Source organism: Ferrovibrio sp., assembly GCF_036381655.1.
Lineage (GTDB): Bacteria > Pseudomonadota > Alphaproteobacteria > Ferrovibrionales > Ferrovibrionaceae > Ferrovibrio.
In genome coordinates, this window is the sequence record NZ_DASVCJ010000045.1 from 1 (window position 1) to 24,285 (window position 24,285).

The window sequence follows — 24,285 nt, forward strand, 5'->3', positions numbered from 1 at the left end:
CTGGCGCATCGACTACAATACCAACCGGCCGCATACCAGTCTGCGCGGCCTTACGCCAACCGAGTTTGCAACCCGCCCCGTAATGGGGCATCTTGAGAACAGACTCTCCCCATAAACGAGGGCATCAACGGGAGCAGGTCAGCTCTACTCGCACGTAAAGCCCACTAATAATCTCATGCGCTTTCATAACGAGCCAGAAGGACATAGCTTCAAAGTATTCAAGCTATGCGCTCGGCGAGATTCCCCCTCATCGACATTTTTATGCAGCGGCGAAGAGTTAGTTTCGCGGCTGCCCCTCTGTATCGGTCATCGCCGCAATGGCATGCATAATGCGCAGCCAAATTCTCTGGCCAGCAAGGTCGCCAGTCTGAAGAAACTGATCGGCTTTTTTGCCTGCTTCGATCGCCGCCAGGTCGCCATGCCTCTTGATAAGCAAAACGGCGCTTGCCCAGATGTCGCGCGCTGAAATCTGTGCGGCGCTCACGTCCTTCATCCAAACACCTCAAATAATCTCACTAAGTGCTCGGTTGATTTACCTCGATTTATCAAGACCGTGATGTTTTGCGATTAGGCCACGAACCCCGCTATTTATGCTGACCATAGTGATCGCCAGTTTATGAGTTATTGTATGTGCCGTCCTTATCGTACAGGCCAAGGGCCATCACGGGCTGCGGCAAGCCGCGCTCGATGAAATCCGGCATCCGTTGGGCAAACTGCTTGTCTGTCATGCCAAGATAGACAGCGAGCATTGAGGTCGTGAGGAGGCGAGGTGACAGTGCGACCTCGTGGATGATGTCTGCGCACATAGGCAGCCTCCACTTCTTTGTTACGGCGCTAGATTTTAGTCCATATTTGTTCCCATCGTACGAGCTAATAGGTCCTATTTCGGCCATTCCTGGGGATAAGTACCTGTTTCTATGGGCTATTCCGCCATGTCTTTTGGCGCTAATTTACCTGCCAAGAGGCACTGATGGATCCGCACCCGCTCTATCCAACTGATTTTCCCAGTCGCGTGCCGAACCTGGCCGATCCGGCCGAGCGTTTGCGCCTCACGCCGGCCGCCATCAAAGGCATGGTCATGCTGGCCGAGATCTGGCGGCTCGACGCCAATGAAGCTTCCGCTCTGCTCGGCGATCTATCCGAGCGAACTTGGTTTCGCATGAAGAAAAGCCAAACGGTCGATGCGCTGTCACAAGACGTGCTGATGCGCATCAGTTTGCTGATCGGCATCTTCAAAGGGCTGCGGCTGATCTTTTCTGCGCCATTAAGCGACGATTGGATCCGGCTGCCTAATCGCGGTGCGATTTTTGGCGGCCAGGCGCCGTTGGATTTGATGATCCAAGGCGGCATCCCTGCCATGGTGAGAGTACGCCAGCATATCGATGCATTACGAGGCGGTCTTTGAAGTTACCGGTTACGAATATCGCCGAACCCAATACTGTCCGCTTAATCCCAACTGGCCGCCTCAAAGGACCCATTCTCGCTGCATTGGTCCGCCATCAAGGTGATCTGGACGATCTGGCCGAGCTCGAAAGCGCGACCAACGATCGGCTGATCGCCGAGAATGCCGGCATGCCGGAACTACGGCGCGAAGACCTCATCTACAGCCGGCCCTATCGCACGTTTATTAATGCCGCCTTCGCTCATACGCGACCGGGCGGCAATCGGTTCAATAGCGAGCGGCGGGGTGCCTGGTATTGCGCTCTCGAGATCGAGACGTCTTTAGCCGAGATCGCCTTCCACCTGACCCGCGAGCTCATCAACATTGGCCGCTTCGACAATCGCACCGACTACACCGAGCTCTTTGCCGGCTTTATCGGCCCATTTCACGACCTGCGCGGCACGGCCGAGCAGACCTGTCTCGATCCCGATCCTTCCATCGGCTACCCAGCCGGCCAGGCTTTGGCAGCCGAGCTCATTGCCCAAGGTGGTAACGGCCTTCTCTATCCGTCCGCTCGCCGTCCGGAAGGCACCTGCCTCGTCGCCTTTCACCCACATCTTGTCCAAGACGTGCGTCCGGGTGCTATCTGGCGCCTGGAATGGGCTGGCTCACCAGAGCCGACGATCTATAAAGCCTAGCATTAGATTTCGACTGGTATTTTGCTGGGCATCGAGCGGTTCGATCAACAAAATGCCTCGGCTTCAATAGATCTTCCGCTACTTTTAATGAGCGCATACCTTCACGGTTCGCCCATCGCTTTGAATTTACGAAAGCCGCCTGGGCTAAATAGGCATGCCATAGCATGCAGTGTTATTCGCCCTGCACCGCTCGAGCCAAACCTCAAGATCACGCTGACGATACCGTATGCTCCGTCCGATACGCAGAAAGGAGGGACCATTCCCGCGCATCCTCATCTTCGCCAGCGTCACGGGGTGAAGACGCAAATAGGCCGCCGCCTCTTTCGGATGGAGCAGCGGTATATATGACGCTGAGTTCGAAGGCTTTTGCATAGCCGGTCGATTGAACATCTATAGTCCCAATATCCATATATCCCTTACTATCGCCCTTCTACTCCAACCCTGCCAAGGTGAAGGTCGAGAGTGCGAATCCCTTCACCCGCGTTATTATTGCTTCGGCTATCCGGTAGTTCTCGCTCCGCCAACCTAAGTGCATCAAGCATCTGAGAGTGGGCTTGCGCATTCCTTGCACCGCGCTTGTCCTTGAACATGATATAATGTCGCTTTACGACCGATTCACTCATATGCTGCGTCATTTCCAAGATCTCATTATCTGACAACCCCAGTTCATCGGCAGAATTGATGTAGGCGGACCGCATTTGACGGAGGTCAATATCGATCTTGGCTTCCCTCTGCACGCCAGCCCATGTCTTTGCTAGCCAGTTACTCGCCTTTTGCTTGGAGCGTCGCGGGAAACGCAACCTGAGCAATGGCTCAAGCTTGAGAAACAGTATGCGGGCAGCGCCGAGTCCGAGTTCTTCAAACAATTAGAGAAAGCGCTGAAGGATCGCGGCACTCTCGATGTGCTTCGCAGCGGTCTGAAGCTGATCCCGAATATCCGGCTCGCGCTTTGTTTCTTCCAGCCTGCATCTAATCTCAACCCCGCACTCACCAGGCTCTATGAAGCAAACATCCTGAGCGTCATGCGGCAGGTGCGCTACAGCCGGAAGAACGAAAACGTCATCGACGTGGTGCTGTTCGTGAACGGGATTCCGGTCGCCACCCTGGAACTGAAGAACCTTCTCACCGGATCGACCTTCCGCCACGCCGAAAAGCAATACCGGAGTGACCGGTCCCCTGCCGGGGAGCCGTTGCTCACCTTCAAGCGCGGTGCGCTCGTTCACTTTGCAGCGGACGAAGACAACGTCTCGATGACGACCCGTCTGATGAACGGGCGCACGCGGTTCTTGCCGTTCAATCATGGACGTGAGGGCGGGGCCGGCAATCCCGACGTGCCGGAGGAGTTCCGCGTCGCTTATCTGTACCACGATCTGCCCGACGGCCGGGCAGTGTTCGGACGCGAGAAATGGCTCGCCATCATTGGCCGCTTTATGCATCTGGAAAAGACCGACGGGAAAGAAGCGATGATCTTCCCGCGGTTCCAGCAGCTCGACGCCGTGACCAAGCTCATGCAGCACGCGCGGGCGAACGGGCCGGGGCAGAACTACCTGATCCAGCACTCCGCCGGGTCCGGGAAATCCAATACGATCGGCTGGGCCGCCCACCAGCTCATCAATCTCCACGACGATGCCGACCAGACCATTTTCAACACGGTGATCATCGTCACCGACCGGGTCGTACTCGATCGGCAGCTTCAAAATACGGTGGCGCAGTTCGAGCAGACCAAGGGCGTCGTCAAGAAAATCGACGGTACCTCGCGCCAGCTCAAAAAAAGCGATTCAGGACGGCGCCCGGATCATCATCACAACGATTCAGAAATTCGGGACCGAGCATCTCCAGGAGGTGACGGGGCAAAAGGGGCGAAAATTCGCCATCCTTGTCGATGAAGCGCACGGCTCGCAATCCGGTAAGAGCGCTCAGGCGCTCGCCAATGCGCAGACGCGCGAGGCAACCTCAAGCGATGATGTCGAGGATATCATCGCCGCCTACCAGAAGAGCCGCGGCCCGCAGCCGAATATCAGCTATCTCGCGTTCACCGCAACGCCGCGCAACGTAACGCTGGAGCGTTTCGGCGTAATGGGCGGGGACGGCCTGCCCCATCCGTTCCATCTCTACTCCATGCGCCAGGCCATCGAGGAGGGCTTCATCCTCGATGTGCTCCAGAACTACATGACCTACAAGGCATACTACGAGCTGGAAAAGGCGATCGAGGACGATCCGCAGTTTCAGGGGCGCAAGGCCCAGCGCCGCGTTGCCCGGTTCGCCTCGCTGCATCCCACCGCGATCAGCCAGAAGGTGGAAGTGATTGTCGAGCACTTCCGCCGCCATGTGCAAAACGAGATAGGGGGTCGTGCCAAGGCAATGGTCGTGACGCAGAGCAGCGAACATGCCTTGCGCTATTATTTCGGTCTACGCGAATATCTGAAGAAGCGCGGCTATCATGATCTTCAGGCCCTCGTCGCTTTTTCCGGGGATCTCCATCTGGATGGGGAAAGCTGGACTGAGGCAGCGGTTAACGGGTTCTCCGAAACCGAGTTGCCCCGCAGGTTTGACGGGCCTGACTTTCAGATTCTTATCGTCGCCGAGAAGTATCAGACCGGTTTCGATCAGCCCAAGCTCTGCGCCATGTATGTCGATCGCAAGCTTGCCGGCTTGCAGGCCGTCCAGACGCTCTCCCGCCTGAACCGGACCATGCCCGGCAAGGAACGCACATACGTTCTCGACTTCCAGAACACCATCGAGGATATCCAGGAAGCCTTCAAACCGTTTTCGAGATCACGGCACTCGAAGAAACGTCCGACCCCAATCAGGTCTATGCGCTTGAGCAGCGGTTGATGACGTTCGGCATCATTGACCGCGATGAGGTCGAGCGGTTTGCGAAGACCTATTACAAGGGGCCGCTTGACGGGTCCGATCGTATTCGGCTCGAAGGGCTGGTGCGCGAAGCCGTTAAACGGTTCGAGACGGAAGATGACGAAGGGCGGCAGGAAGAGTTCCGGCAGCTCCTCCGAAGCTTTATGCGGTTTTACAGCTTTGTCGCGCAGGTCGTGCGACTGGAAGACACCGGCCTTGAAAAACTCTACTCATACAGTGCCTGGCTTGCGCGTCTTCTGCCCAACCGACAGATCCCTCCCGACATTGAAGTCACCGATGACATGCTGCGCCTTCAGGCTTTCAAAGTGGTGCGGAAGGAGGAGGGGAACGCGTCGCTTGCGCCTGGTCAGACGGCGCCGCTCACCCCAATTCAGGAGTTCGGCGCAAAACCCTACACGGACGACGAGCGCCGATCCCTTTCGGAGATCATCAAATCATTCAACGAGCGCCACGGCACCTTGTCCACGGAAGAGGATTTCCTTCGCTTCGAGCAGGTGAACCGCGAGATTCTCGATGACGACATGGCGGAAATGCTGCGCAACAATCCGCCCGACGTGGTCTTTTCCGCTTTCTCGCAGGCGTTCTTCCGCGGCGCCATTCGTATGTTTCAGCGCGACACCGACATGAAGAGCATCGTGCTCTCCGATGCGCAGGCACGGGAGCAGGCAACCCGACACTTCTTCAACCGCGCACTTCGTGCAGTGCGGGAAGAAAAGAGACCAGGGACCTGACCGATGATCGATCTATCCGGTCCGCGGGCAACCCGTTTTACGCGGTGGCGCCGTCGGGGAGGCGAAGCCGGGCAAGCTCGCCTTCGGCAAACGCGCCGGTCTGCTCCAGCATGACTCTAGCTGCGCCGAGCGTGCTCCAGTCGATCGCGTGCGTGTAGCGCTGCGCATAGTCCAGCATGCGCAGGAGCGGGGTAGTCGCGGCGTTGTGCGAGATCGCCTTGAGTGCGCCGAGATAGTCGGTGCGATAGGCAGTCGGGATGATGATGCGTTCCTCGCCGCCGGCCACCAGTTCGGCATTCATCATAATGCGGGCGGTCCTGCCGTTGCCGTCAGTGAACGGGTGGACTTCGCTGACGAGGAACATCATGAAGGCCGCGCGCTGGAACGGTTCGGCAAGCGCCTGCACGAACGCGAACCCGCGCTCCAGAGTGCCCGTCACCAGCTCCGGCGCGACGAACACGGTTTCACCGGCCCGGTTCACCTTTGTTTTGAACGCGCCGGGGCTTTTGTCGGGGCGGCCTTCCATGATCGCGGCATGGCGGCGGCGCAGCAGGTCCAGGAACTGAGCGAAATCCGCCGGCAGCGTCTTCATCTCTGCCGTATCGGAGACTATCCGGTAGGTGCCGAGAATATCGTGCGCATCATCGGGGCGCTCTTGCGGGATCACGCCGCGGAAGACGATGTCCTCGGCTTCCTCAACGCTGAATTCCGTTCCCTCGATGAAGTTGGAAAAGTACGCTTCGAAGAACGCGAGATTGGCGTTCGCCGCCCTGCTCCGCTCGGGCGCGGGACGCGGGGCCGGGATCGTCTCCCTCAATGCGGCGAAGAGCGTTTCGAAAAGTCGGATGCGATCGGGGTCGAACGGGTTCCGCGCAATGCGCGCCTTGCCGACGGCGCTTTTGGCTTCCGCATCGCGCGTTCCGAGCAGCGCACCGATCAGGGTGTTAAGCTCTTCGAATTCCGCTTCGAGCCCCAGCTTCGGTGCGATAGTGCGCGCCTCATCGCGCAGGCGGTTCAGCGCGTGCTCGCCTTGCTGGCGCAACAGCGCATCCAGCCGCTCTTCGATTTCTTCCCGCGATAGCGTGCGGGACACACGCCCGCCGCGCGCCCGCGAGGGACGCATGTTCTCCAGATAGGACCGCGCATGGGAGGCAAGGCGGGCGCCGCCGATAAAGGTCTTGTCGCTCGGGAGCGGTCCGGTCCCCTGGCGGGGCCGGAAGGTCACGCCCGGCAGGGCGACCTCGCGCTTCTTGTCTGAGACCAGGAACACCGAGCCGTCCGCCGCCGGCTTGTTCTCCAGCGCCGTGCGGTCGGCAATGAGGGCGTCCGGATAATAGGCGGCGATGAGGTAATACCAGTTGCGCAGCACCAGCCGCTCCGGATCGTCCTCCAGATTGCGGGTATACAGGCGCGAGCCCAGCTTGCGGAGCTGGCCGCGGGCTACCGCGTCCGATACGGCCTTCGAGATCGCCGTATCGGAGACGAAGACCTCGGGCAGGGATTTGATCGAAAATTCGGGCATTAAGCGGTCCTCTCCCGATCATGATACGGAATTTTCGGGAGATATTAAACCGATATCTGGAAAAATCGGGTATTAAGAGTACGTTTTCGGATTTTTGGAGGATAAGCCGTCCGGGGCCACACGGAATCGCAATTTTCGGGGGTTTTCGTCGCCAGTTCCGGAAAAAACGCGAGTTAGCCAGCGATTTCCAGCCGGAACCCGCGCCGCACCCATGCCGGTGCTCCACCAGCGCTGGGGCATCCACAAGCGGCGAGCCCCTATATCTTGACGCCGGCCTGCCCGATGCCCATGTATCAGGGTCTAATATCAATCGGGGGCAGGGCCATGGCGGCTTCACTCACCTTTTTTCCCGTGTCCAACGGCGACATGACCCTGGTTCGCCTCGACAATGGCCAGATCATCCTCATCGACTGCAATATCCGCGGCGCCGCAGACGACGATGACGACGACACGCCTGATGTTGCCACCGCGCTGCGCGAGCGGCTCACGCGCGATGGCAAGGGCCGCCCTTACGTGGACGCCTTCCTGCTGAGCCACCCCGATCAGGACCACATCACGGGCCTGCGCAACCACTTCCATCTCGGGCCGCCGGACGAGTGGTCGAAGGACGACGACAAGATTTTCATCCGGGAAATGTGGTCCTCGCCGATCGTCTTCCGCCGTGCCGGGCCGAACCATACGCTGTGCGAGGACGCCAAGGCGTGGGCGACCGAGGCGCGTCGGCGCGTCGCCAGGTTCCGCGAGGATGGGCTCGACACCGCCGAGGGCGATCGCATTCTCATCATGGGAGAGGACGTGGACGGCAAGACCGACGACATCCTGGGCATCGTCGTCAAGCTCGACGACACCTTCTCGGCCTGCAACCGGGCCGACGGCGGAGTATTCGAGGCGCGGCTGCTCGGCCCGCTTGCCGCCGAAGGCGAGGAAGACGAGGAGGAACTGGAGAAGAACGACTCATCGGTGATCCTGCGGTTTTCGCTTAAAGGCGGCGGCATCAGCGACCGGTGCCGATTCCTGACCGGCGGCGATGCCGGCGTGGCGATCTGGAAGCGCCTGTGGGAACGCCATGGCGAGGACAATGCCGACTGGCTCACTTACGATGCACTCCAGACGCCGCATCATTGCTCGTGGCGCAGCCTGAGCTTCGACCGCTGGAGCGAGCTTGGCGAGAAGGTCAAGGTCGATCCGGACGCGCGCAACGCGCTCTCGCAGACCCGCAAGGGCGCGATCATCATCGCGAGTTCCAAGCCGATCAAGAAGGACGACGACAATCCGCCGCACGAGCGAGCCAAGCGCGAGTACATCGACATCCTCGGCGACGACGACGAACGCTTCACCTGCACCGACGAATACTGGGCCGACGAAAACCAGCCGCTTGAATTCGAGATCAAGGCGAGCGGCATCACGCGCAAGCTCGCCAAGGCCGCCGCCCTCGCGGCGCCGGCGCTCGGCATCGGGGCAACGGCGGCGCACGCCCGGCAGCACGGCTAGCTCGTGCATGTCCGGCGAGGCCCTGCGCGCCCATGCACAAACATTCGTGGCCGCGGCGATCCGGCATCCGCAATGCCGGGGCGCGCGGCTTGCGCAGGTAACCGACACCGCCGCCTGCATTGAACTCGACCTCGCCGTCGAGATGCCCCAGCACATGAAGGTGGACGGAATTAGCGAGAGCGGCGTGCGCCGGATCGAGACCGCCGCCGTCAGGCTCGGGCCGTCCTACCCTTGGTCGCCGCCAACCTTCTATCTCCGTTCGGATTTTCCACGCGATCTGCCCCATCTTCAGCCCGGTGCACCCGACGCGCTCCCCCGGCCATGCCTTATTGACGGCAATCAGCGGGAATACTTCTTCCAGTATGGCCTGGTGGAACTCGGGGTATTCCACCTTGTGCACCAGCTCATCGTCTGGCTCCAGCACGCCGCCGAGGGCGCGCTGATCGCCCCGGAGCAGGGATGGGAGCCGACGCTACGGCGCGACCTTTCCCATTTTCTGGTCATCGACGCGCAAGGCTGCCGGGCGATGGTAGATCGCAATGGCGGCTACCGCGTTCTCAAGGCGACTTACTATCGCTCAGGTCCGCCGGAATCCGGTCCCGCCGACGGCGTCTTTTCCATCATCGAAGCAAGCATGGACACCGTGCCGCTCAAGCGCGATGACAAAGAGCTGTTCACCGCCCGGCGGTCAGACGATGCAGGTCATGGCAACACCGTTTGCTGCGTGCTCTGGCCGGACAAGCTTGCCACCGGCGCCCCGTTCGTATCCGGCACCTACATGCCGGAAACCGTCACCACGCTCGCGGCGCTTCGGCAGCGCGCCGCCGACCTGAATTGCGCCCGCGCGCTCGATGCCTTTCTCGGCAGCGTCGAGCGGTGCTTTTCAGGATATTTTCTTGAGCGGCCCGTGCCGATTGCGATCGTGCTCTGCGCCCGGCGGCCATACCACCTCATCGGCTCTTCTTCGGATATCGAGCTTTTGCCGTACGTGCTGGAGGTTCGGGCCATGAAGGGCCGATCGTCTCTCTTCGCCGCCGGTGATGAAGAGCCCGTCGCGCCCGCCATGCAACTCGACCGCACCAACCCCGCGTTGCTGCGCAGCGTCTCCGGCGCGCCCGAGACCGGCCCCGTTGCCATGCTCGGCTGCGGCAGCGTCGGCTCGAAAATGGCGATGCACCTTGCCCGTTGCGGCATCGAGATTCCCCTGCTTTGCGACGAGGATACATTGATGCCGCACAACATGGCGCGGCACGCGCTCGCGCGCTCGCCCCTTGCCGCGTACAAGGCACCCGAGCTTGCCGCCGAACTCTCCCATCTCGGCCAGTCCCCGCAAATCCACAAGGGCGATCTTGTCGCCGATCTTGCGACGCGCGAAGGCCGGCAGGCCGCATTGCCGCGCCGGGCCGTTTACGCGGTAAACACCACCGCCTCGCTGTCGGTGCGCGAAGCGCTTTCCGCTCTTTCGCCGAAGGACGTGAAGCCGCGATTGGCAGAGGCGGCGCTGTTCGGGCGTGGTCACGGCGGCTTTTTGCTGGTCGAGGGCGCCGGCCGCAATCCCACCCTGTGCGATCTGATCGCGGAGCTGTACGCCACCACCCGGTCGGACCGGCTGCGGAGCCTGCTGTTCGATCCGCAATTCGGGCTCGCTGAAGTGCAGATCGGGCAGGGCTGCGGCTCGCTGACCATGCCGATGACCGACATGCGCCTGTCCGCCATGACCGCAGGTCTGACTGAAGCGCTGGTCGATCAGATGCATGCGGCGCACGAGGGGGGTCGCATCATCCTCGGCGCGACCGATGAAGCCTCGCCAGACACCCGTTGGCACGCGCAGAATGTCGCTCCCTTCGAAGTGGTCCCGATTGAGCCGATGGCAGGCTGGACGCTGCGCATATCGCAGCGCGTGCTTGATGGCATCAGCACCGAGATGGGCCGCTACCCCGCCGTCGAAACCGGCGGGGTCATGATCGGCACGTGCAGCGCGCGCCTGAAAGCCGTCACGGTCGTTGATGTGCTTGCAGCGCCGCCGGACAGCGTCCGTTCGGCAGGCCGCTTCGTTCTCGGCACACGCGGCCTGAAAAAGGCGATTCGCGCCCGCCATCGCGAGAGCGGCGACACCCTGTTCGATGTCGGCACATGGCATTCGCATTTGACCGATCAGGGGCCGTCGCCGCTGGATCGGCAAACCGCACGCGAACTTGCCGCCGAGCGCCCGCCACCGTCCGTCCTGCTTATCGCGACGCCGGGCCGGCTGTACGCTCTCATGCATCCGCCGGCAGTGCCATGACCGATCGTCCGCAATCGCTCAAAGCGCAAAATGCCTGGCTTATCCGCGCGGCGCTGATTCTTCACGGCATCGCCTTCGTCTATGTCGCCTTCGAGCCTTTTGTCCTCGCGCAACTCTCCGGACCGGACGCGCTGGAGAAACTCAAGACGGCGCTTGCGCCCGGCTCGCTCTCGCTCGCGATCATCGTGCTCGCCAAGCTTGTCTTGCTCGGGCTCATCCAGGCGCGCCTGCGCGATCGTGTGATTCATTGGCGCTGGCGGTACCCGCTGCCCGGTTCGCGCGCTTTCACGCGGATCGGCCGCGCCGACGCGCGCGTGGATATGGCCCGGCTGGAGCAGCGCTACGGCCCGCTGCCGACGCAGCCGGGCGAGCAGGATCGCCTCTTCTATAAGGTGTACCGCGCCCATGCCGACGAAGTCGGCGTTCTCGACGCCCACAAATCCTATCTCGCAGCGCGCGATATCGGCATCATCAACCTGATCTTGTTCATTCTCCTGCCGGGCTTTGCCTGGTGGGCCACTGGCAATCCCGAGCGCGTGGCGGTGTACAGCGCAGCGCTGTTCGCCTCTTATGTTCTGATGGCGCTCGCGGCACAGGTCTATGCGGGCCGATTCGTCGAGAATGTGCTGGCCACGGCCTCAAGCCCGAGCGGCCAGGTTTAGCCGACGCCTCCGGCCGCTTGCCAACGGGTCTTGTTGATCGGCGCGGTCCCCAAAGCCGGAGAGTCCTGCTACGCGGCTGAACCGCTTGCCCCGCGTGTTTGTCACGTTCTTCTCAAACCTGCCTGGTCCACAGCTTTTATCCGGTTATTGCCTCGTATTTCTGGCAACAGGGACTGTGCCGCGCCAAACCTGATCTCGATGGACAAAGATGAAATACGAAAAGTAATGTGGCTTACGCTCTACAAGCTTTGGAAAGACGGCGAGCTTAATGTGCCTCCGGGCAGCGGGGATGAAGCCGAATTTTGCCATGGATATGCCCTTTGCATCACCTTCGCCCCCGTGCTTAACTTTTCCCAAAAAATTGCCTGCAATTTTTGTCGACATCCGAAAAGTAAGCACGAGGTAAGCAATGAAGGGCCACCGGGAACGACTACCTACTATCGGCTGCTCCCGATCTAACCGACTGATCCGCAAGTCCTTCTGAAGCGATAGAGGTCATTTCCGCAGAGCAGCTTCATTGCCCATAGAAGGGCAGGATAGTTATGGTGCACAACCATCCCAGCGGCGATCCCACCCCGTCGCACGCCGATATCGAGATGACGAAGCAGGTCCGCGATGCCGCCGCCGCGCTGGGCATCGCCGTGCACGATCACCTGATCATCGGCCGCAAGGGCCATGTCAGCTTCAGGGAGCGCGGGCTGATCTGACGCTCGGCGCGGCCTAAGCGCGATCCTGCGGCCTGGTCGAGCCGTTTTCCGCCGATCCGTAAGGGTTTCATTAGGATGTGAGCGCTTACACCGGTACTCGGATTGCATGCTTTCTCGAGGTTGCAGGGAATGAAGACGGTCCTTCATGTCGGCTGCGGGCCGGCGAATCCGGGCGCGCTGCATCACACTTTCCGACACCCGGGATGGCGCGAACTTCGCCTCGACATCGACCCGGATGTCCGGCCGGATATCATCGGCTCCATCACCGACATGTCCGCCGTGGCCACCGATTCGGTCGATGCCGTCTGGTCATCGCACAATATCGAGCATCTCGAAGCGCATGATGTCCCGGTTGCCCTCGCCGAATTCCGGCGCGTGCTGCGTCCGGACGGCTTTGTCCTGATTGCCACGCCGGATCTGCAGGAAATCTGCCGCCATGTGGCCGAGGGGCGCCTCGAAGACGAACTCTACAAATCGGCGGCCGGCCCCATTGCGGCCATCGACGTCCTGTTTGGCCTCCGATCCGCACTGGCCCGCGGCAGGACCTACATGGCGCATCGTACCGGTTTCACGCGGGAGACCCTGAAGCGCAAACTCTCGGATGCCGGTTTCGGCTACGCTGCCGTTCAGGCCCGCCCGAAAGCCTTCGACCTGTGGGCCATCGCCTTCAAGACGAAGCCGGCCGACGAAGAGCTGCTTGCCATCCTGAAAGCCCTTTAGCCGTAAACCGGGCCCGCCAGCAGGACTGGTGCAGCCGCTTTACGCACCAGACCAGGGTTGCATCGTTGACGAATCGCCCCGGCTGCTTCACTCTATCGGGCACCGAGGGGAGCGCCGCAGGGCGCTGAGATTCGGCCGGCGGAGAGAACTTCGCAGCGCCGTGACCCTTACAACCTGATCCGGGTCATGCCGGCGGAGGGAACGGTCATCCAGGCATGTCAGCGAGCATTTCGACAGCCTGCTTTCCGACACACCATCCACCACCCGGGTCTCCAGTCGCCAGCCGTACAGGAGATCCCCATGGATAAAGTCACCGATGCGCCAAATTTCCGCATCACCACCGGACCGCTGCCGGCGTCGCGCAAAATGTACCAGGCCGGCAGCCTGCATCCCGAAATCCGCGTGCCGCACCGTGAGATCGCCACGCATCCCACCGCGAACGAGCCGCCGCTGCCGGTCTACGACACCTCGGGGCCGTATACGGATCCTGATGTCGAGATCGACATCAACCGCGGCCTGCCGCGCTGGCGCACCGCCTTGATCATGGCACGCGGCGATGTCGAGGCCTACGAGGGCCGCGCCGTGCAGGCGGTCGATAACGGCGGCAGCACCGCCGTGCCGCCTTTCCCGCAGACGCCGCGTCCCCTGCGCGCCAAGGCGGGACAGGCGGTAACGCAGCTCGAATACGCCCGGCGCGGCATCATCACGCCGGAAATGGAATACGTCGCCATCCGCGAGAACGAGGCGCGCAAGGAACTCGGCAAGCGCGACGGCGAGGATTTCGGCGCCTCCATCCCGGATTTGGTGACGCCCGAATTCGTGCGCGAGGAGATTGCCCGCGGCCGGGCCATCATCCCCTGCAACATCAATCACCCGGAACTCGAGCCGATGATCATCGGCCGCAATTTCCTGGTGAAGATCAATGCCAATATCGGCAATTCCGCCGTGACCTCCTCGGTGGCCGAGGAAGTCGACAAGATGGTCTGGGCGATCCGCTGGGGCGCCGACACGGTGATGGACCTCTCGACCGGCCGCAACATCCACAATATCCGCGACTGGATCATCCGCAACTCGCCGGTGCCGATCGGCACCGTGCCGATCTACCAGGCGCTGGAGAAGGTCGGCGGGCGCGCCGAGGACCTGACCTGGGAGGTCTACCGCGACACCTTGATCGAGCAATGCGAACAGGGCGTCGATTATTTCACCGTCCATGCCGGTGTGCGGCTGGCCTACATTCCGCTCACCGCCAACCGCGTCACCGGCATCGTCTCGCGCGGCGGCTCGATCATGGCGAAATGGTGCCTGGCGCATCATCAGGAGAGCTTCCTCTACACCCATTTCGAGGAGATCTGCGACATCCTGCGCGCCTATGACGTGTCCTTCTCGCTGGGCGACGGATTGCGGCCGGGCTCGACCGCGGATGCCAACGACGCGGCGCAATTCGCCGAGCTGCAAACGCTGGGCGAGCTGACCCAGATCGCCTGGAAGAAGGGCGTGCAGGTGATGATCGAAGGGCCTGGCCATGTCGCCATGCACAAGATCAAAGCCAACATGGACAAGCAGCTCAAGACCTGCGGCGAAGCCCCCTTCTATACGCTGGGCCCGCTCACCACCGATATCGCGCCGGGCTACGATCACATCACCAGCGGCATCGGCGCCGCCATGATCGGCTGGTATGGCTGCGCCATGCTCTGCTACGTGACCCCGAAGGAGCATCTCGGCCTGCCGGACCGCAACGACGTCAAGGTCGGCGTGATCACCTACAAGATCGCGGCGCACGCTGCCGATCTTGCCAAGGGCCATCCCGGCGCGGCGCGGCGCGACGACGCCTTGAGCCGGGCGCGGTTCGAATTCCGCTGGGAGGACCAGTTCAACCTGGGGCTGGATCCGGAGACGGCGCGCGACTTCCACGACAAGACCTTGCCGAAGGAAGCGCATAAGGTGGCGCATTTCTGCTCCATGTGCGGTCCGAAATTCTGCTCCATGAAAATCAGCCAGGAGGTGCGCGACGCCGCCCGGCAGCAGAATGATGTCGCGGAAAACGGCATGGCGCAGATGGCGGAACGCTTCCGCGAGCAGGGCGGGGAGATTTATCATCCCGCCCAATGATCGACCGGCCGCCTGAATTCGACGCCGCCTTCCAGGAGAAGCTGACCACGCTTTTCCTGTGGCGGCGCGATGTGCGGCATTTCAGGCCCGACCCGGTCGATCCGGACCTGCTGCGGCACCTACTGGAAATCGCCGCGCTGGCGCCGAGCGTCGGCAACAGCCAGCCCTGGCGCTTCGTGCAGGTGCAGGATGCGGCGCGGCGCGCGAAAGTGGTGGCCAATTTCGAGCAGGCCAATGCCGAGGCGCTCGCCGACTACAAGGGCGAGCAGGCCAAGCTCTATGCGGCGCTGAAACTGGCCGGCCTGAAGGAAGCGCCGGTGCATCTCGCCATCTTCTGCGACGAGGGCACCGCCCAGGGCCATGGCCTGGGCCGGCGCACCATGCCGGAGATGCTGGACTATTCTGCGGTGATGGCGGTCTACGGCTTCTGGCTGGCGGCGCGCGCGCATGGCCTCGGCGCCGGCTGGGTTTCCATCCTCGATCCGGCGGCGGTCTGCCGCGATCTGGACGTGCCGGCGGCGTGGCGGCTGATCGCCTATCTCTGCGTCGGCTTTCCGGCGGAGGATCATATCGATCCGGAACTCGAACGCCGCGGCTGGGAGCATCGGCGTCCGGCGGGAGATTTCATCGTCCGGCGGTGACGCCCTGCGGTCTGCCTATGGGAATTTGCCATTTCCGATAGGGGGTGATCGCGTTATGCTCACCACTGAAGATTGTTTAATGCGCTTGCAGATAAGCCGCCTTTGGGGGTCCCATGTATCACAGCCAGGCCGTATTCGGGCTGCTCGAGCTGCCTTTTCTGTTCATCGCGGTGATCTTTGCCTTCCGTGTCGCCACCAAGCTCAAGGGCGGCGCCTTCGGTACCGGCATGCAAATGCTTGCCTGGGGCTTCGTCGTGATGGCGGTGGGCCATCTGCACATGCAGATCCAGCACTTCACCGGGATCAACCTGTTCGGCTCGATCTTCGGCGAGCCCGGCGGCGATGTGGTCTGGGTCCTGGCGCTGGCGGCGACCTGGGGATTGTCGGCCTACGGCTTCCATCAGATCTACAAGGCCGCAAAAGGCGGCTGACGATCCCAAGCCCGCATGATCGGCAGGTTTCTCACTCGTCTCGTCGGAGCTGCGCAGCCAGCCCGCAGCATCCCAGTCGAGGCGGAGATCGAGGCTCTGCTGATCGACCTGTCGCTGCGGCTGCCGGCGACGGCAGTGGCCGAGCTGCGGCCTGAGATCGACGCCCTGCGGACACTTGATCCGAAGGAGCGTCTGCGCAGGCTTCCGGCGCTGTTCTGCCGGGTCGAGGATGTCCTCGCCGACCGGACCGACGAACCGCGCGGATTCCGCGCCCAGTTCCGCAAGCAGACGGCGCGCCGCTGGCCGGCCCTGGCCGGGACCGAGGAGATGGCGCTGCCCCTGCTGGATCCCGACCATCAGGAGGCGGCGCTGCTGCGGTATTTCCTGCAATCGGCGGTGGACCAGCTGCGGCCGGTTCTGGGCGCCGCAGGTGGCGACAGGCTGGGCGCGCTGCGCGACTGGCTGAATGACGGCTTGGAGCGGAAAAAGCCCTGCCCCTTCGTTGCGCCGCCGCCGGGCGAGAGAGCCCTGCATGACACCGAAATCCTGCAGCAATGTTCGCAGGCCCTCTATGCCTGGGCGCACCAGCTTCTCGGTGCCCGCGCCCGTGCCGCTTACGAGGATTCCTACCGGCTGACGGCGCGGCGTTTCGGCGCCATCGACAGTTTTCCGATCCTGCTCGGCATGCTGCCGAACGAACTGATCACCGCCGACAAGCTCGGTCTGCTGCGCCGCGGCCAGATCGAGGCGGTGCTGCGCGAGAAGATCGCCCAGCTCGAAAGCGCGAATTTGAGCATCCGCGACGCCCATGACACGCTGGAGCGGCGCGTGCGCGAACGCACGCTGGAACTGCAGGCGGCCAACCGCGAGCTGACCAAAAGCCTTGCCGCGCTGGCCGAGGCGAAGCGGCAGAGCGAGGCGGCCAGCCGCGCAAAATCGGAGTTCCTGGCCAATATGAGCCATGAACTGCGCACGCCGCTGAATGCCATCATCGGTTTTTCCGAAATCCTCAAGGACCCTGCCCTTCAGGCGCTGGCCGCCGGCCGCTTCGTCGAATACGGCCAGCACATCCATGCCAGCGGCGTCCATCTGCTGAACATCATCAACGACATCCTCGACATCGCGAAGATCGAGGCCGGCCGGCTCGAACTGATCGAGGAGGTCGTGGAGATCGCCGAGGTGGTCGAAACCTGCCGCACCACCATGAGCCGGGCGGCAACCGACGCCGGCCTGACGCTGCATGCCGCCATCGACCCGGCATTGCCGCCGGTCTTTGCCGATCGCCGGCTGCTGATACAGATGCTGCTCAATCTGCTCAGCAACGCCGTCAAGTTCACCGCGGCCGGCGGCGAGGTCCGGATCGCGGCCCAGCTCGGCGACGATGGCGGGCTGGAGCTTGCCGTTCACGATACCGGCATCGGCATCGCCCAGCAGAATCTCGCCCTGGTCCTGGAGCCATTCCAGCAGATCCGCTCGGCCTATCGGCGCAATGCCAAGGAAACCGGCACCGGGCTCGGTCTGGCGCTGGTGGTCGGCATGGCCCGTCTGCATGGCGGCGATTTCAGCCTGCGCAGCGAGCCGAACAAGGGCACCACCGCGACCATCCGCCTGCCGCCGCATCGCATCCTGCCGTTCCCATCGGCGCAGCGCCGCTGAGCCGCGGCAGCTGAGCCGCAACAGCTGAGCCGCGACAGCTGAGCCGCGGCATGACGGATCGCTGCTTGCAAGCCTTATCGACGATGTCCGACAGCCGAAAACAGAACAGGTACATTCCGATCCAAAATCAAGGCCCGGTTTGAAGGGGCCTTGAAGGAGGCCGGGCGACGCCCGGCGGCAATCGGAACTTGCTTACGCCACTGCCTCGAGCATGGCGGCGAACTTGTCGACGATCACCTGGCAGCGCGCCCGGGCATGGTCGTCCTTGGCGTCTTCCAGGTCCTCGCGGGCGTCCTTCAGCTGCTGCTCGACCTTGGCGCGGTCGATCTTGTCCACCGGCACGGCCTCTTCCGCCAGCACGGTAAGACGGTCATTGGCGACCTCCGCGAAGCCACCGGCGACGAAGATGCGCTCCGACACCGCGCCGTTGCTGCTGACCTCGATCACGCCGTTGCGCAATGTCGAGATCAGCGGCGCATGGCCCGGCAGCACGCCGAAATCGCCGGCCTCGCCGGGCACCACCACCATCTCGGCATCGACCGAAAGCAGCAGCTTCTCCGGCGATACCAGTTCGAACCCGAAGGTCTCGGCCATGATCGGCTCTCCTTACGCAGCCGGGCCTTAGGCCGCCTCGGCCGCCATCTTCTTGGCCTTGGCGATCGCCTCGTCGATGGTGCCGACCATGTAGAAGGCCGCTTCCGGCAGATGGTCATGCTTGCCCTCGGCGATCTCCTTGAAGCCGCGGATCGTCTCGGCCAGCGGCACCTGCACGCCGGGGAAGCCGGTGAAGACCTGCGCCACGTCGAAGGGCTGCGACAGGAAGCGCTGGATCTTGCGGGCGCGGGCGACGGTCAGCTTGTCCTCTTCCGACAGCTCGTCCATGCCCAGGATGGCGATGATGTCCTGCAGCGACTTGTAGCTCTGCAGGATTTCCTGCACGCGGCGGGCGACGGCGTAATGCTCCTCGCCGACGATGCGCGGATCCAGGATGCGCGAGGTCGAATCGAGCGGGTCGACCGCCGGATAGATGCCCAGCTCGGCGATCTGCCGGCTCAGCACGGTGGTGGCGTCCAAGTGCGAGAAGGAGGTCGCCGGCGCCGGGTCGGTCAAGTCGTCGGCCGGCACGTAAATGGCCTGCACCGAGGTGATCGAGCCCTTGTTGGTCGAGGTGATGCGCTCCTGCAGGGCGCCCATGTCGGTGGCCAGCGTCGGCTGGTAACCCACCGCCGAGGGGATGCGGCCGAGCAGCGCCGACACTTCCGAGCCCGCCTGGGTGAAACGGAAGATGTTGTCGACGAAGAACAGCACGTCCTGGCCTTCCTGGTCGCGGAAGTATTCCGCAAGCGTCAGGCCGGTCAGCGCGACGCGGGCGCGGGCGCCCGGCGGCTCGTTCATCTGGCCGTAGACCAGCGCCACCTTCGAGCCCGGGCCGTCGGTCTTGATGACGCCCGATTCCATCATCTCGTGATAGAGGTCGTTGCCCTCGCGGGTGCGCTCGCCGACGCCGGCGAACACCGAGTAGCCGCCGTGGGTCTTCGCGATGTTGTTGATCAGCTCCATGATCAGCACGGTCTTGCCCACGCCGGCGCCGCCGAACAGGCCGATCTTGCCGCCCTTGGCATACGGCGCGAGCAGGTCGACGACCTTGATGCCGGTGACCAGCACCTGCTGCTCGGTCGACTGATCGATATATTCAGGCGCCGGCGCATGGATCGGCGCGGCCTGCTTGGCGTTGACCGGACCGCGCTCGTCGATCGGCTGGCCGATCACGTTGATGATGCGGCCCAGCGTCTCCGGACCGACCGGCACCGAGATCGGCGCGCCGGTATCGGTGACTTCCATGCCGCGGACCAGACCGTCGGTCGAGTCCATGGCGATGGTGCGCACCGTGTTCTCGCCCAGATGCTGCGCCACCTCGAGCACCAGGTGGTTGCCCTGGTTGGTGCAATGCAGCGCGTTGAGGATCGCCGGCAGGTGGCCGTCGAACTGCACGTCGACGACGGCGCCGATGACCTGGGTGATGCGACCGACCTTGTTGGTAGCCATGATTCTGCTCCGCTCTCTCTGTCCCTTCGCTCCGGCGGACCTTATACGGCCTCGGCGCCGGAGATGATTTCAATAAGCTCTTTGGTGATCTGCGCCTGACGCGACCGGTTGTAGTTCAGCGTCAGCTTCTTGATCATTTCGCCGGCATTGCGGGTGGCGTTGTCCATCGCCGACATGCGCGCGCCCTGTTCGGAAGCCGCATTCTCCAGCAGCGCCCGATAGACCTGCATGGCGAGATTGCGCGGCAGAAGCTGGGTGAGGATCGCTTCCTCGTCCGGTTCGAACTCGTAGATCGCGCCGCCCAGATCGGGGGAAGCCGGGGCTTCCTCGGTCGCCGGGCTGGCCACCATTGCCGGGATCAGCTGATGCACGGTCGGCACCTGGCTGATCACCGATTTGAAGTTGTTGAAGAAGATATGGGCGACGTCGAACTCGCCGGCCTCGAACATGGCGAGCACGCGGTCGGCGATCTCCTGCGCCTCGGCGAAGCCGACCTTCTTGGCCTTCGACAGATCGACGGTATCGACGATCTTCGCCGCATGGTCGCGGCGCAGCTGGTCGCGCCCCTTCTTGCCGACGCAGAGGATCTTCACCGTCTTGCCGGCGCCGGCCAGCTCGTCGATCTTGCGGCGGGCCAGCTTGACGATCGAGGAGTTGAAAGCGCCGCACAGGCCGCGCTCGGCGGTGGCGACGACCAGCAGATGCACCTGATCGCTGCCGGTGCCGACCAGCAGCTTCGGCGCGTTCTCGGCATTGGCCTGGCCGGCCGCCAGCGAGGCGAGGATCTTCGCCATGCGCTCGGCGTAAGGCCGGGCCTGTTCGGCCGCCTCCTGGGCGCGGCGCAGCTTGCTGGCTGCCACCATCTTCATCGCCTTCGTGATCTTCTGGGTCGATTTGACCGAGTTGATCCGAATGCGGAGACTCTTAAGGCTGGGCATGGCGCTATCCCCTATCCAGCCGCCTTACGCGAAGGTCTTCGCGAACTCGTCGAGGATCGCCTTCAGCTTGGTTTCGATCTCCGGCGTCAGCGCCTGGGCCTCGCGGATATCCTTCAGGACATCGGCATGCTTGCTGCGCATCAGCGTCAGGAAGGCCTGCTCGAAGCGGGTTACGGCATTGACCGCCACCTTGTCGAGGTAGCCCTTCACGCCGGCATAGATCGAAACCACCTGCTCCTCGACCGGCAGCGGCTGATACTGCGGCTGTTTGAGCAGCTCGGTCAGGCGCGCGCCGCGGTTGAGCAGACGCTGGGTGGCGGCATCGAGGTCCGAACCGAACTGGGCGAAGGCCGCCATTTCGCGATACTGAGCAAGCTCGAGCTTGATCGAGCCGGCAACCTGCTTCATCGCCTTGATCTGCGCGGCCGAGCCGACGCGGCTGACCGAGAGGCCGACGTTAATCGCCGGGCGGATGCCGCGGTAGAACAGGTCGGTCTCGAGGAAGATCTGGCCGTCGGTGATCGAGATCACGTTGGTCGGAATATAAGCCGAGACGTCGCCCGCCTGGGTTTCGATGACCGGCAGGGCGGTCAGCGAGCCGGCGCCGTTCTTGTCGTTCATCTTCGCGGCGCGCTCGAGCAGGCGCGAATGCAGATAGAAGACGTCGCCCGGATAGGCTTCGCGGCCCGGCGGACGCCGCAGCAGCAGCGACATCTGGCGGTAGGCGACGGCCTGCTTGGACAGATCGTCATAGATGATGACGGCATGCATGCCGTTGTCGCGGAAGAACTCGCCCATGGCGCAGCCGGTATAGGGCGCCAGGAACTGCAGCGGCGCCGGCTCGGAGGCGGTGGCAGCCACCACGATGGAGTATTCCATAGCGCCGGCTTCTTCCAGGGTCTTCACCACCTGGGCGACGGTCGAGCGCTTCTGGCCGACCGCGACATAGATGCAGTACAGCTTCTTCTTCTCGTCGCCGCCGGCATTGACCGACTTCTGGTTCAGGATGGTGTCGACCGCCACGGCGGTCTTGCCGGTCTGACGGTCGCCGATGATCAGCTCGCGCTGGCCACGGCCGACCGGCACCAGGGCGTCGAGCGCCTTCAGGCCGGTCTGCATCGGCTCGTGCACCGACTTGCGCGGAATGATGCCCGGCGCCTTCACTTCGACGCGGGTGCGGGTGACGTCCGTGAGCGGCCCCTTGCCGTCGATCGGATTGCCGAGGCCGTCGACCACGCGTCCGAGCAGGCCCTTGCCGACCGGAACGTCGACGATGGCGCCGGTACGCTTGACGGTATCGCCTTCCTTGATGCCGCGGTCTTCGCCGAAGATCACGACGCCGACATTGTCGGTTTCGAGGTTCAGGGCCATGCCCTTGACGCCGCCGGGGAATTCGACCATCTCGCCGGCCTGCACCTTGTCGAGGCCGTAGACGCGGGCAATGCCGTCACCGACGGAGAGCACCTGGCCGACTTCGGAGACCTCGGCTTCGGCGCCGAAATTCTTGATCTGCGTCTTCAGGATTTCGGAAATCTCTGCGGCGCGGATGTCCATCACGCAACCCCTTTCATGGCGGTCTTTAGATTGTTGAGCTTGTTGCGGATCGAGGCATCGATCATGCGCGATCCGAATTTCACGACCAGGCCGCCGATCAGCGACGGATCGACCTTGGACTGGATGACGAGATTGCCGGCAGCGGCGGGGGCCAGCGACGCCTTGAGCTGCTGCAACTGCGCATCCGACAGCGGCGTGGCGGAGATCACCTCGGCGATGGCCTCGCCGCGATGCTGGCTGAGCAGCGCCTTGAAGGCGGCGATCGTGTCGCCGAGCGCGAACAGGCGGCGGTTCTGGGCGGCGACGCCGAGGAAGCGGCGCACCAGATCGCTCAGGCCGGCGCGTTCGGCAACGGCGGCGATCGCCTTGGCCTGCTCCTCGCGGCTGAAGGCCGGCGAGCGCACGAGGCGCACCAAATCGGCTGACTCGGCCAGCATGGCCGACAGCGTATCCAGATCCTTGGCGACGGCATCAAGCTGGCCGGCATCGCGCGCCAAATCGAACAGCGCAGTCGCATAGCGGCCGGCGATGCCGGTGACGAGCGTAGTTTCCTGAGCCACGAACGACCTTCTTCTTTTTGGGCGCCGGCACAGCGGACCGGGACTCGAATGGGTTGCATCCGAACGAACCCCGACGAGGCCAGCTAATACTTTGATCGGCCTGGGGAATTTACGAGCCGTTGAGCGCATACCCGCAGCCCCCCGGCGCGAAAGCCGCGCTTAGTTAGCATATGGGTCTGGTGCGCGCAACAGCGAGGCCGGAGCGCAATTATCCGGCATTTCGCCGCGGCCCCCGCCGGGTGCGGCGGGGCCGCGCAGGATGCCGGTTCGAGCCTGTCCGGAGCCGCGCGGTGGCCAGTTCGAGCCTGCTGAGGCCGGTCCATCGATTGCCGAGTTTCGCCTCGCCGTCGAAAACCGCAGGACCGCGTTCTCGCCGGTGGCGCCGAAGCGGAGTTGCGCCGCCAGCCGCCGGCTTTCGAGATCGCGCTCGATCCGCTGCCGGAATTTCCGGCTACGGCGCAAATCGCGGCGGATCGCCTGCGGCGGACAGCCCTGGTCTGCGGCGATGCGTTCAATGCTGTGGCCGCCGGCCATAGCCGACGGCGCTGCCGGGGTGCCGACGAAATCCCCGGGCGCTTCGATATTCAGCATGACAGTTCCTTTCGCCGGGAGCGGCTGGTTCGCTGGGAGCGGCTGGCCTTCTGGTGAAGCCTGCGCCCGCCATGCCATAGATTTGGTGCATATAAAGAACAAAATGGGATTATCGACCTAAATCGATCGCCATGAAAATTCAGCCACTTAGCGCCGGGACGGGTTGGCAAGCGCTGCCGCAGGCGACAGATTGGACCGGCCCGTCCGTCCCGCCGATCCCATCCGTTGAGTCCGCATGCTCTCGCGCCTGTCCATCGACCTCTGGTCGCTCCTGATCCTGATCGGCCAGCCGGCCCTGCTGATCGGCCTGCTCCTGTCGCTACTGGCCGTGTTCGGCCTGATGCTGACGCGCAAGCATCGCCTGCCGGAATCGGGCCGCGCCAACCTGAAACGCGGGGTGATCCTGCTGAACGGCTTTCTGGCCCTGCTGCCGCTGGTCAGCGTCATGCTGCTCGCCTTTTTCGAGCCGCGCGGCGTGAGCATCCTGCATCGGCCCTGGCTGCTGCATCTGGCGCAGCTTCTGCCGAGCGGCGAAGTGATCGCCGCCGTGCTGCTCGCCTGGCTTACGGCCGGACTTGCGCCGGTGCGGCGCAATTTCTATGCGCTTTATGCGATAAGCTGCGTGCTGATCGCCTTCGGCGGCAGCGTCATGCTGGCCTATGTGCTGCGGTGACGCCGCGGGACGACGA

General features: G+C 63.1%; 26 protein-coding genes and 1 riboswitch. Of the genes, 16 read left to right on the forward strand and 10 right to left on the reverse strand.

Annotated features, from left to right (window positions below):
- A partial coding sequence (locus VF194_RS09130; protein ID WP_330890277.1) for an integrase core domain-containing protein occupies positions 1 to 115 on the forward strand: 115 nt, incomplete at its 5' end.
- Between the two features lie 162 nt (positions 116 to 277).
- On the opposite strand, the gene VF194_RS09135 is transcribed toward VF194_RS09130, so the two are convergent.
- Positions 278 to 484: a hypothetical protein gene (locus tag VF194_RS09135; RefSeq protein ID WP_330890216.1), complete on the reverse strand. Its 207-nt coding sequence runs from the start codon at positions 482 to 484 to the stop codon at positions 278 to 280.
- Between the two features lie 130 nt (positions 485 to 614).
- Positions 615 to 806 carry a hypothetical protein gene (locus tag VF194_RS09140; protein WP_330890218.1) on the reverse strand — a complete coding sequence of 64 codons (192 nt, stop codon included), beginning with the start codon at positions 804 to 806 and terminating at the stop codon, positions 615 to 617.
- 164 nt (positions 807 to 970) lie between these two features.
- Between VF194_RS09140 and VF194_RS09145 the strand changes: the two genes are divergently transcribed.
- Together VF194_RS09145 and VF194_RS09150 are read left to right on the forward strand one after the other, a co-directional pair.
- Positions 971 to 1,405, forward strand: a complete 435-nt coding sequence (locus VF194_RS09145) for an MbcA/ParS/Xre antitoxin family protein (protein ID WP_330890220.1) — start codon at positions 971 to 973, stop codon at positions 1,403 to 1,405.
- On the forward strand, positions 1,402 to 2,079 hold the full coding sequence (locus VF194_RS09150; RefSeq protein ID WP_330890222.1) for an RES family NAD+ phosphorylase: 678 nt from the start codon (positions 1,402 to 1,404) through the stop codon (positions 2,077 to 2,079). Before VF194_RS09145 ends, VF194_RS09150 begins: the two co-directional genes overlap by 4 nt.
- Positions 2,080 to 2,223: 144 nt before the next feature.
- Here VF194_RS09150 and VF194_RS19790 read toward each other — a convergent pair whose 3' ends face one another.
- Positions 2,224 to 2,469, reverse strand: coding sequence for a helix-turn-helix domain-containing protein (locus VF194_RS19790; protein ID WP_414656087.1), 246 nt, complete (start codon positions 2,467 to 2,469; stop codon positions 2,224 to 2,226).
- 383 nt (positions 2,470 to 2,852) lie between these two features.
- On the opposite strand from VF194_RS19790, the gene VF194_RS09155 reads away from it, so the two are divergent.
- From VF194_RS09155 to VF194_RS09165, 3 genes are read left to right on the forward strand one after another with little or no spacing between them, the layout of a single operon-like run.
- A complete protein-coding gene (locus tag VF194_RS09155; RefSeq protein WP_330890224.1) occupies positions 2,853 to 3,965 on the forward strand; it encodes a type I restriction endonuclease in 1,113 nt (370 codons plus the stop codon).
- Positions 3,889 to 4,914 carry a type I restriction enzyme subunit R domain-containing protein gene (locus tag VF194_RS09160; protein WP_330890279.1) on the forward strand — a complete coding sequence of 342 codons (1,026 nt, stop codon included), beginning with the start codon at positions 3,889 to 3,891 and terminating at the stop codon, positions 4,912 to 4,914. Before VF194_RS09155 ends, VF194_RS09160 begins: the two co-directional genes overlap by 77 nt.
- A complete protein-coding gene (locus VF194_RS09165; protein WP_330890226.1) occupies positions 4,914 to 5,684 on the forward strand; it encodes a hypothetical protein in 771 nt (256 codons plus the stop codon). Before VF194_RS09160 ends, VF194_RS09165 begins: the two co-directional genes overlap by 1 nt.
- A 37-nt stretch (positions 5,685 to 5,721) precedes the next feature.
- On the opposite strand, the gene VF194_RS09170 is transcribed toward VF194_RS09165, so the two are convergent.
- Entirely contained in the window at positions 5,722 to 7,206 is a 1,485-nt protein-coding gene (locus VF194_RS09170; protein WP_330890228.1) for a Fic family protein, read from the reverse strand.
- A 324-nt stretch (positions 7,207 to 7,530) separates the two neighbouring features.
- Here VF194_RS09170 and VF194_RS09175 point away from each other — a divergent pair, with 324 nt between their 5' ends.
- The 9 genes from VF194_RS09175 (at position 7,531) to VF194_RS09215 (ending at position 17,907) form a co-directional block, all read left to right on the forward strand.
- Positions 7,531 to 8,697, forward strand: coding sequence for a metallohydrolase (locus tag VF194_RS09175; protein WP_330890229.1), 1,167 nt, complete (start codon positions 7,531 to 7,533; stop codon positions 8,695 to 8,697).
- 7 nt (positions 8,698 to 8,704) lie between these two features.
- Positions 8,705 to 10,981, forward strand: a complete 2,277-nt coding sequence (locus VF194_RS09180; RefSeq protein ID WP_330890231.1) for a ThiF family adenylyltransferase — start codon at positions 8,705 to 8,707, stop codon at positions 10,979 to 10,981.
- Positions 10,978 to 11,643, forward strand: coding sequence for a hypothetical protein (locus VF194_RS09185; RefSeq protein ID WP_330890233.1), 666 nt, complete (start codon positions 10,978 to 10,980; stop codon positions 11,641 to 11,643). Before VF194_RS09180 ends, VF194_RS09185 begins: the two co-directional genes overlap by 4 nt.
- A 542-nt stretch (positions 11,644 to 12,185) precedes the next feature.
- Positions 12,186 to 12,350: a JAB domain-containing protein gene (locus tag VF194_RS09190; RefSeq protein WP_414656088.1), complete on the forward strand. Its 165-nt coding sequence runs from the start codon at positions 12,186 to 12,188 to the stop codon at positions 12,348 to 12,350.
- A 129-nt stretch (positions 12,351 to 12,479) separates the two neighbouring features.
- The gene (locus tag VF194_RS09195; protein ID WP_330890235.1) at positions 12,480 to 13,070 is read left to right on the forward strand and encodes a class I SAM-dependent methyltransferase; all 591 of its coding nucleotides are present in this window, start codon (positions 12,480 to 12,482) and stop codon (positions 13,068 to 13,070) included.
- A 95-nt stretch (positions 13,071 to 13,165) separates the two neighbouring features.
- Positions 13,166 to 13,289, forward strand: a riboswitch (TPP riboswitch).
- A gap of 81 nt (positions 13,290 to 13,370) precedes the next feature.
- On the forward strand, positions 13,371 to 15,179 hold the full coding sequence (gene thiC / locus VF194_RS09200) for a phosphomethylpyrimidine synthase ThiC (RefSeq protein WP_330890237.1): 1,809 nt from the start codon (positions 13,371 to 13,373) through the stop codon (positions 15,177 to 15,179).
- Positions 15,176 to 15,820 (forward strand): 5,6-dimethylbenzimidazole synthase, encoded by a 645-nt coding sequence (gene bluB, locus VF194_RS09205; RefSeq protein WP_330890239.1) that lies wholly within the window; start codon positions 15,176 to 15,178, stop codon positions 15,818 to 15,820. The genes thiC and bluB overlap by 4 nt, the downstream gene beginning before the upstream one ends.
- A 113-nt stretch (positions 15,821 to 15,933) precedes the next feature.
- Positions 15,934 to 16,251: a hypothetical protein gene (locus VF194_RS09210; protein ID WP_330890241.1), complete on the forward strand. Its 318-nt coding sequence runs from the start codon at positions 15,934 to 15,936 to the stop codon at positions 16,249 to 16,251.
- Between the two features lie 15 nt (positions 16,252 to 16,266).
- Positions 16,267 to 17,907 carry a sensor histidine kinase gene (locus tag VF194_RS09215; protein ID WP_330890243.1) on the forward strand — a complete coding sequence of 547 codons (1,641 nt, stop codon included), beginning with the start codon at positions 16,267 to 16,269 and terminating at the stop codon, positions 17,905 to 17,907.
- Between the two features lie 192 nt (positions 17,908 to 18,099).
- Here VF194_RS09215 and VF194_RS09220 read toward each other — a convergent pair whose 3' ends face one another.
- From VF194_RS09220 to VF194_RS09245, 6 genes are all read right to left on the reverse strand, one after another.
- The gene (locus VF194_RS09220) at positions 18,100 to 18,501 is read right to left on the reverse strand and encodes a F0F1 ATP synthase subunit epsilon (RefSeq protein ID WP_330890245.1); all 402 of its coding nucleotides are present in this window, start codon (positions 18,499 to 18,501) and stop codon (positions 18,100 to 18,102) included.
- Between the two features lie 27 nt (positions 18,502 to 18,528).
- Positions 18,529 to 19,953, reverse strand: a complete 1,425-nt coding sequence (gene atpD, locus VF194_RS09225) for a F0F1 ATP synthase subunit beta (RefSeq protein ID WP_330890247.1) — start codon at positions 19,951 to 19,953, stop codon at positions 18,529 to 18,531.
- A 41-nt stretch (positions 19,954 to 19,994) separates the two neighbouring features.
- Positions 19,995 to 20,891: a F0F1 ATP synthase subunit gamma gene (locus VF194_RS09230; RefSeq protein WP_330890249.1), complete on the reverse strand. Its 897-nt coding sequence runs from the start codon at positions 20,889 to 20,891 to the stop codon at positions 19,995 to 19,997.
- Positions 20,892 to 20,915: 24 nt separating this feature from the next.
- Positions 20,916 to 22,445: a F0F1 ATP synthase subunit alpha gene (gene atpA, locus VF194_RS09235; protein WP_330890251.1), complete on the reverse strand. Its 1,530-nt coding sequence runs from the start codon at positions 22,443 to 22,445 to the stop codon at positions 20,916 to 20,918.
- On the reverse strand, positions 22,445 to 23,005 hold the full coding sequence (locus VF194_RS09240) for a F0F1 ATP synthase subunit delta (RefSeq protein WP_330890253.1): 561 nt from the start codon (positions 23,003 to 23,005) through the stop codon (positions 22,445 to 22,447). Before VF194_RS09240 ends, atpA begins: the two co-directional genes overlap by 1 nt.
- A 159-nt stretch (positions 23,006 to 23,164) precedes the next feature.
- A complete protein-coding gene (locus tag VF194_RS09245; protein ID WP_330890255.1) occupies positions 23,165 to 23,596 on the reverse strand; it encodes a hypothetical protein in 432 nt (143 codons plus the stop codon).
- A gap of 235 nt (positions 23,597 to 23,831) precedes the next feature.
- On the opposite strand from VF194_RS09245, the gene VF194_RS09250 reads away from it, so the two are divergent.
- Positions 23,832 to 24,269 (forward strand): hypothetical protein, encoded by a 438-nt coding sequence (locus tag VF194_RS09250; RefSeq protein ID WP_330890257.1) that lies wholly within the window; start codon positions 23,832 to 23,834, stop codon positions 24,267 to 24,269.
- Positions 24,270 to 24,285: the final 16 nt, after the last annotated feature.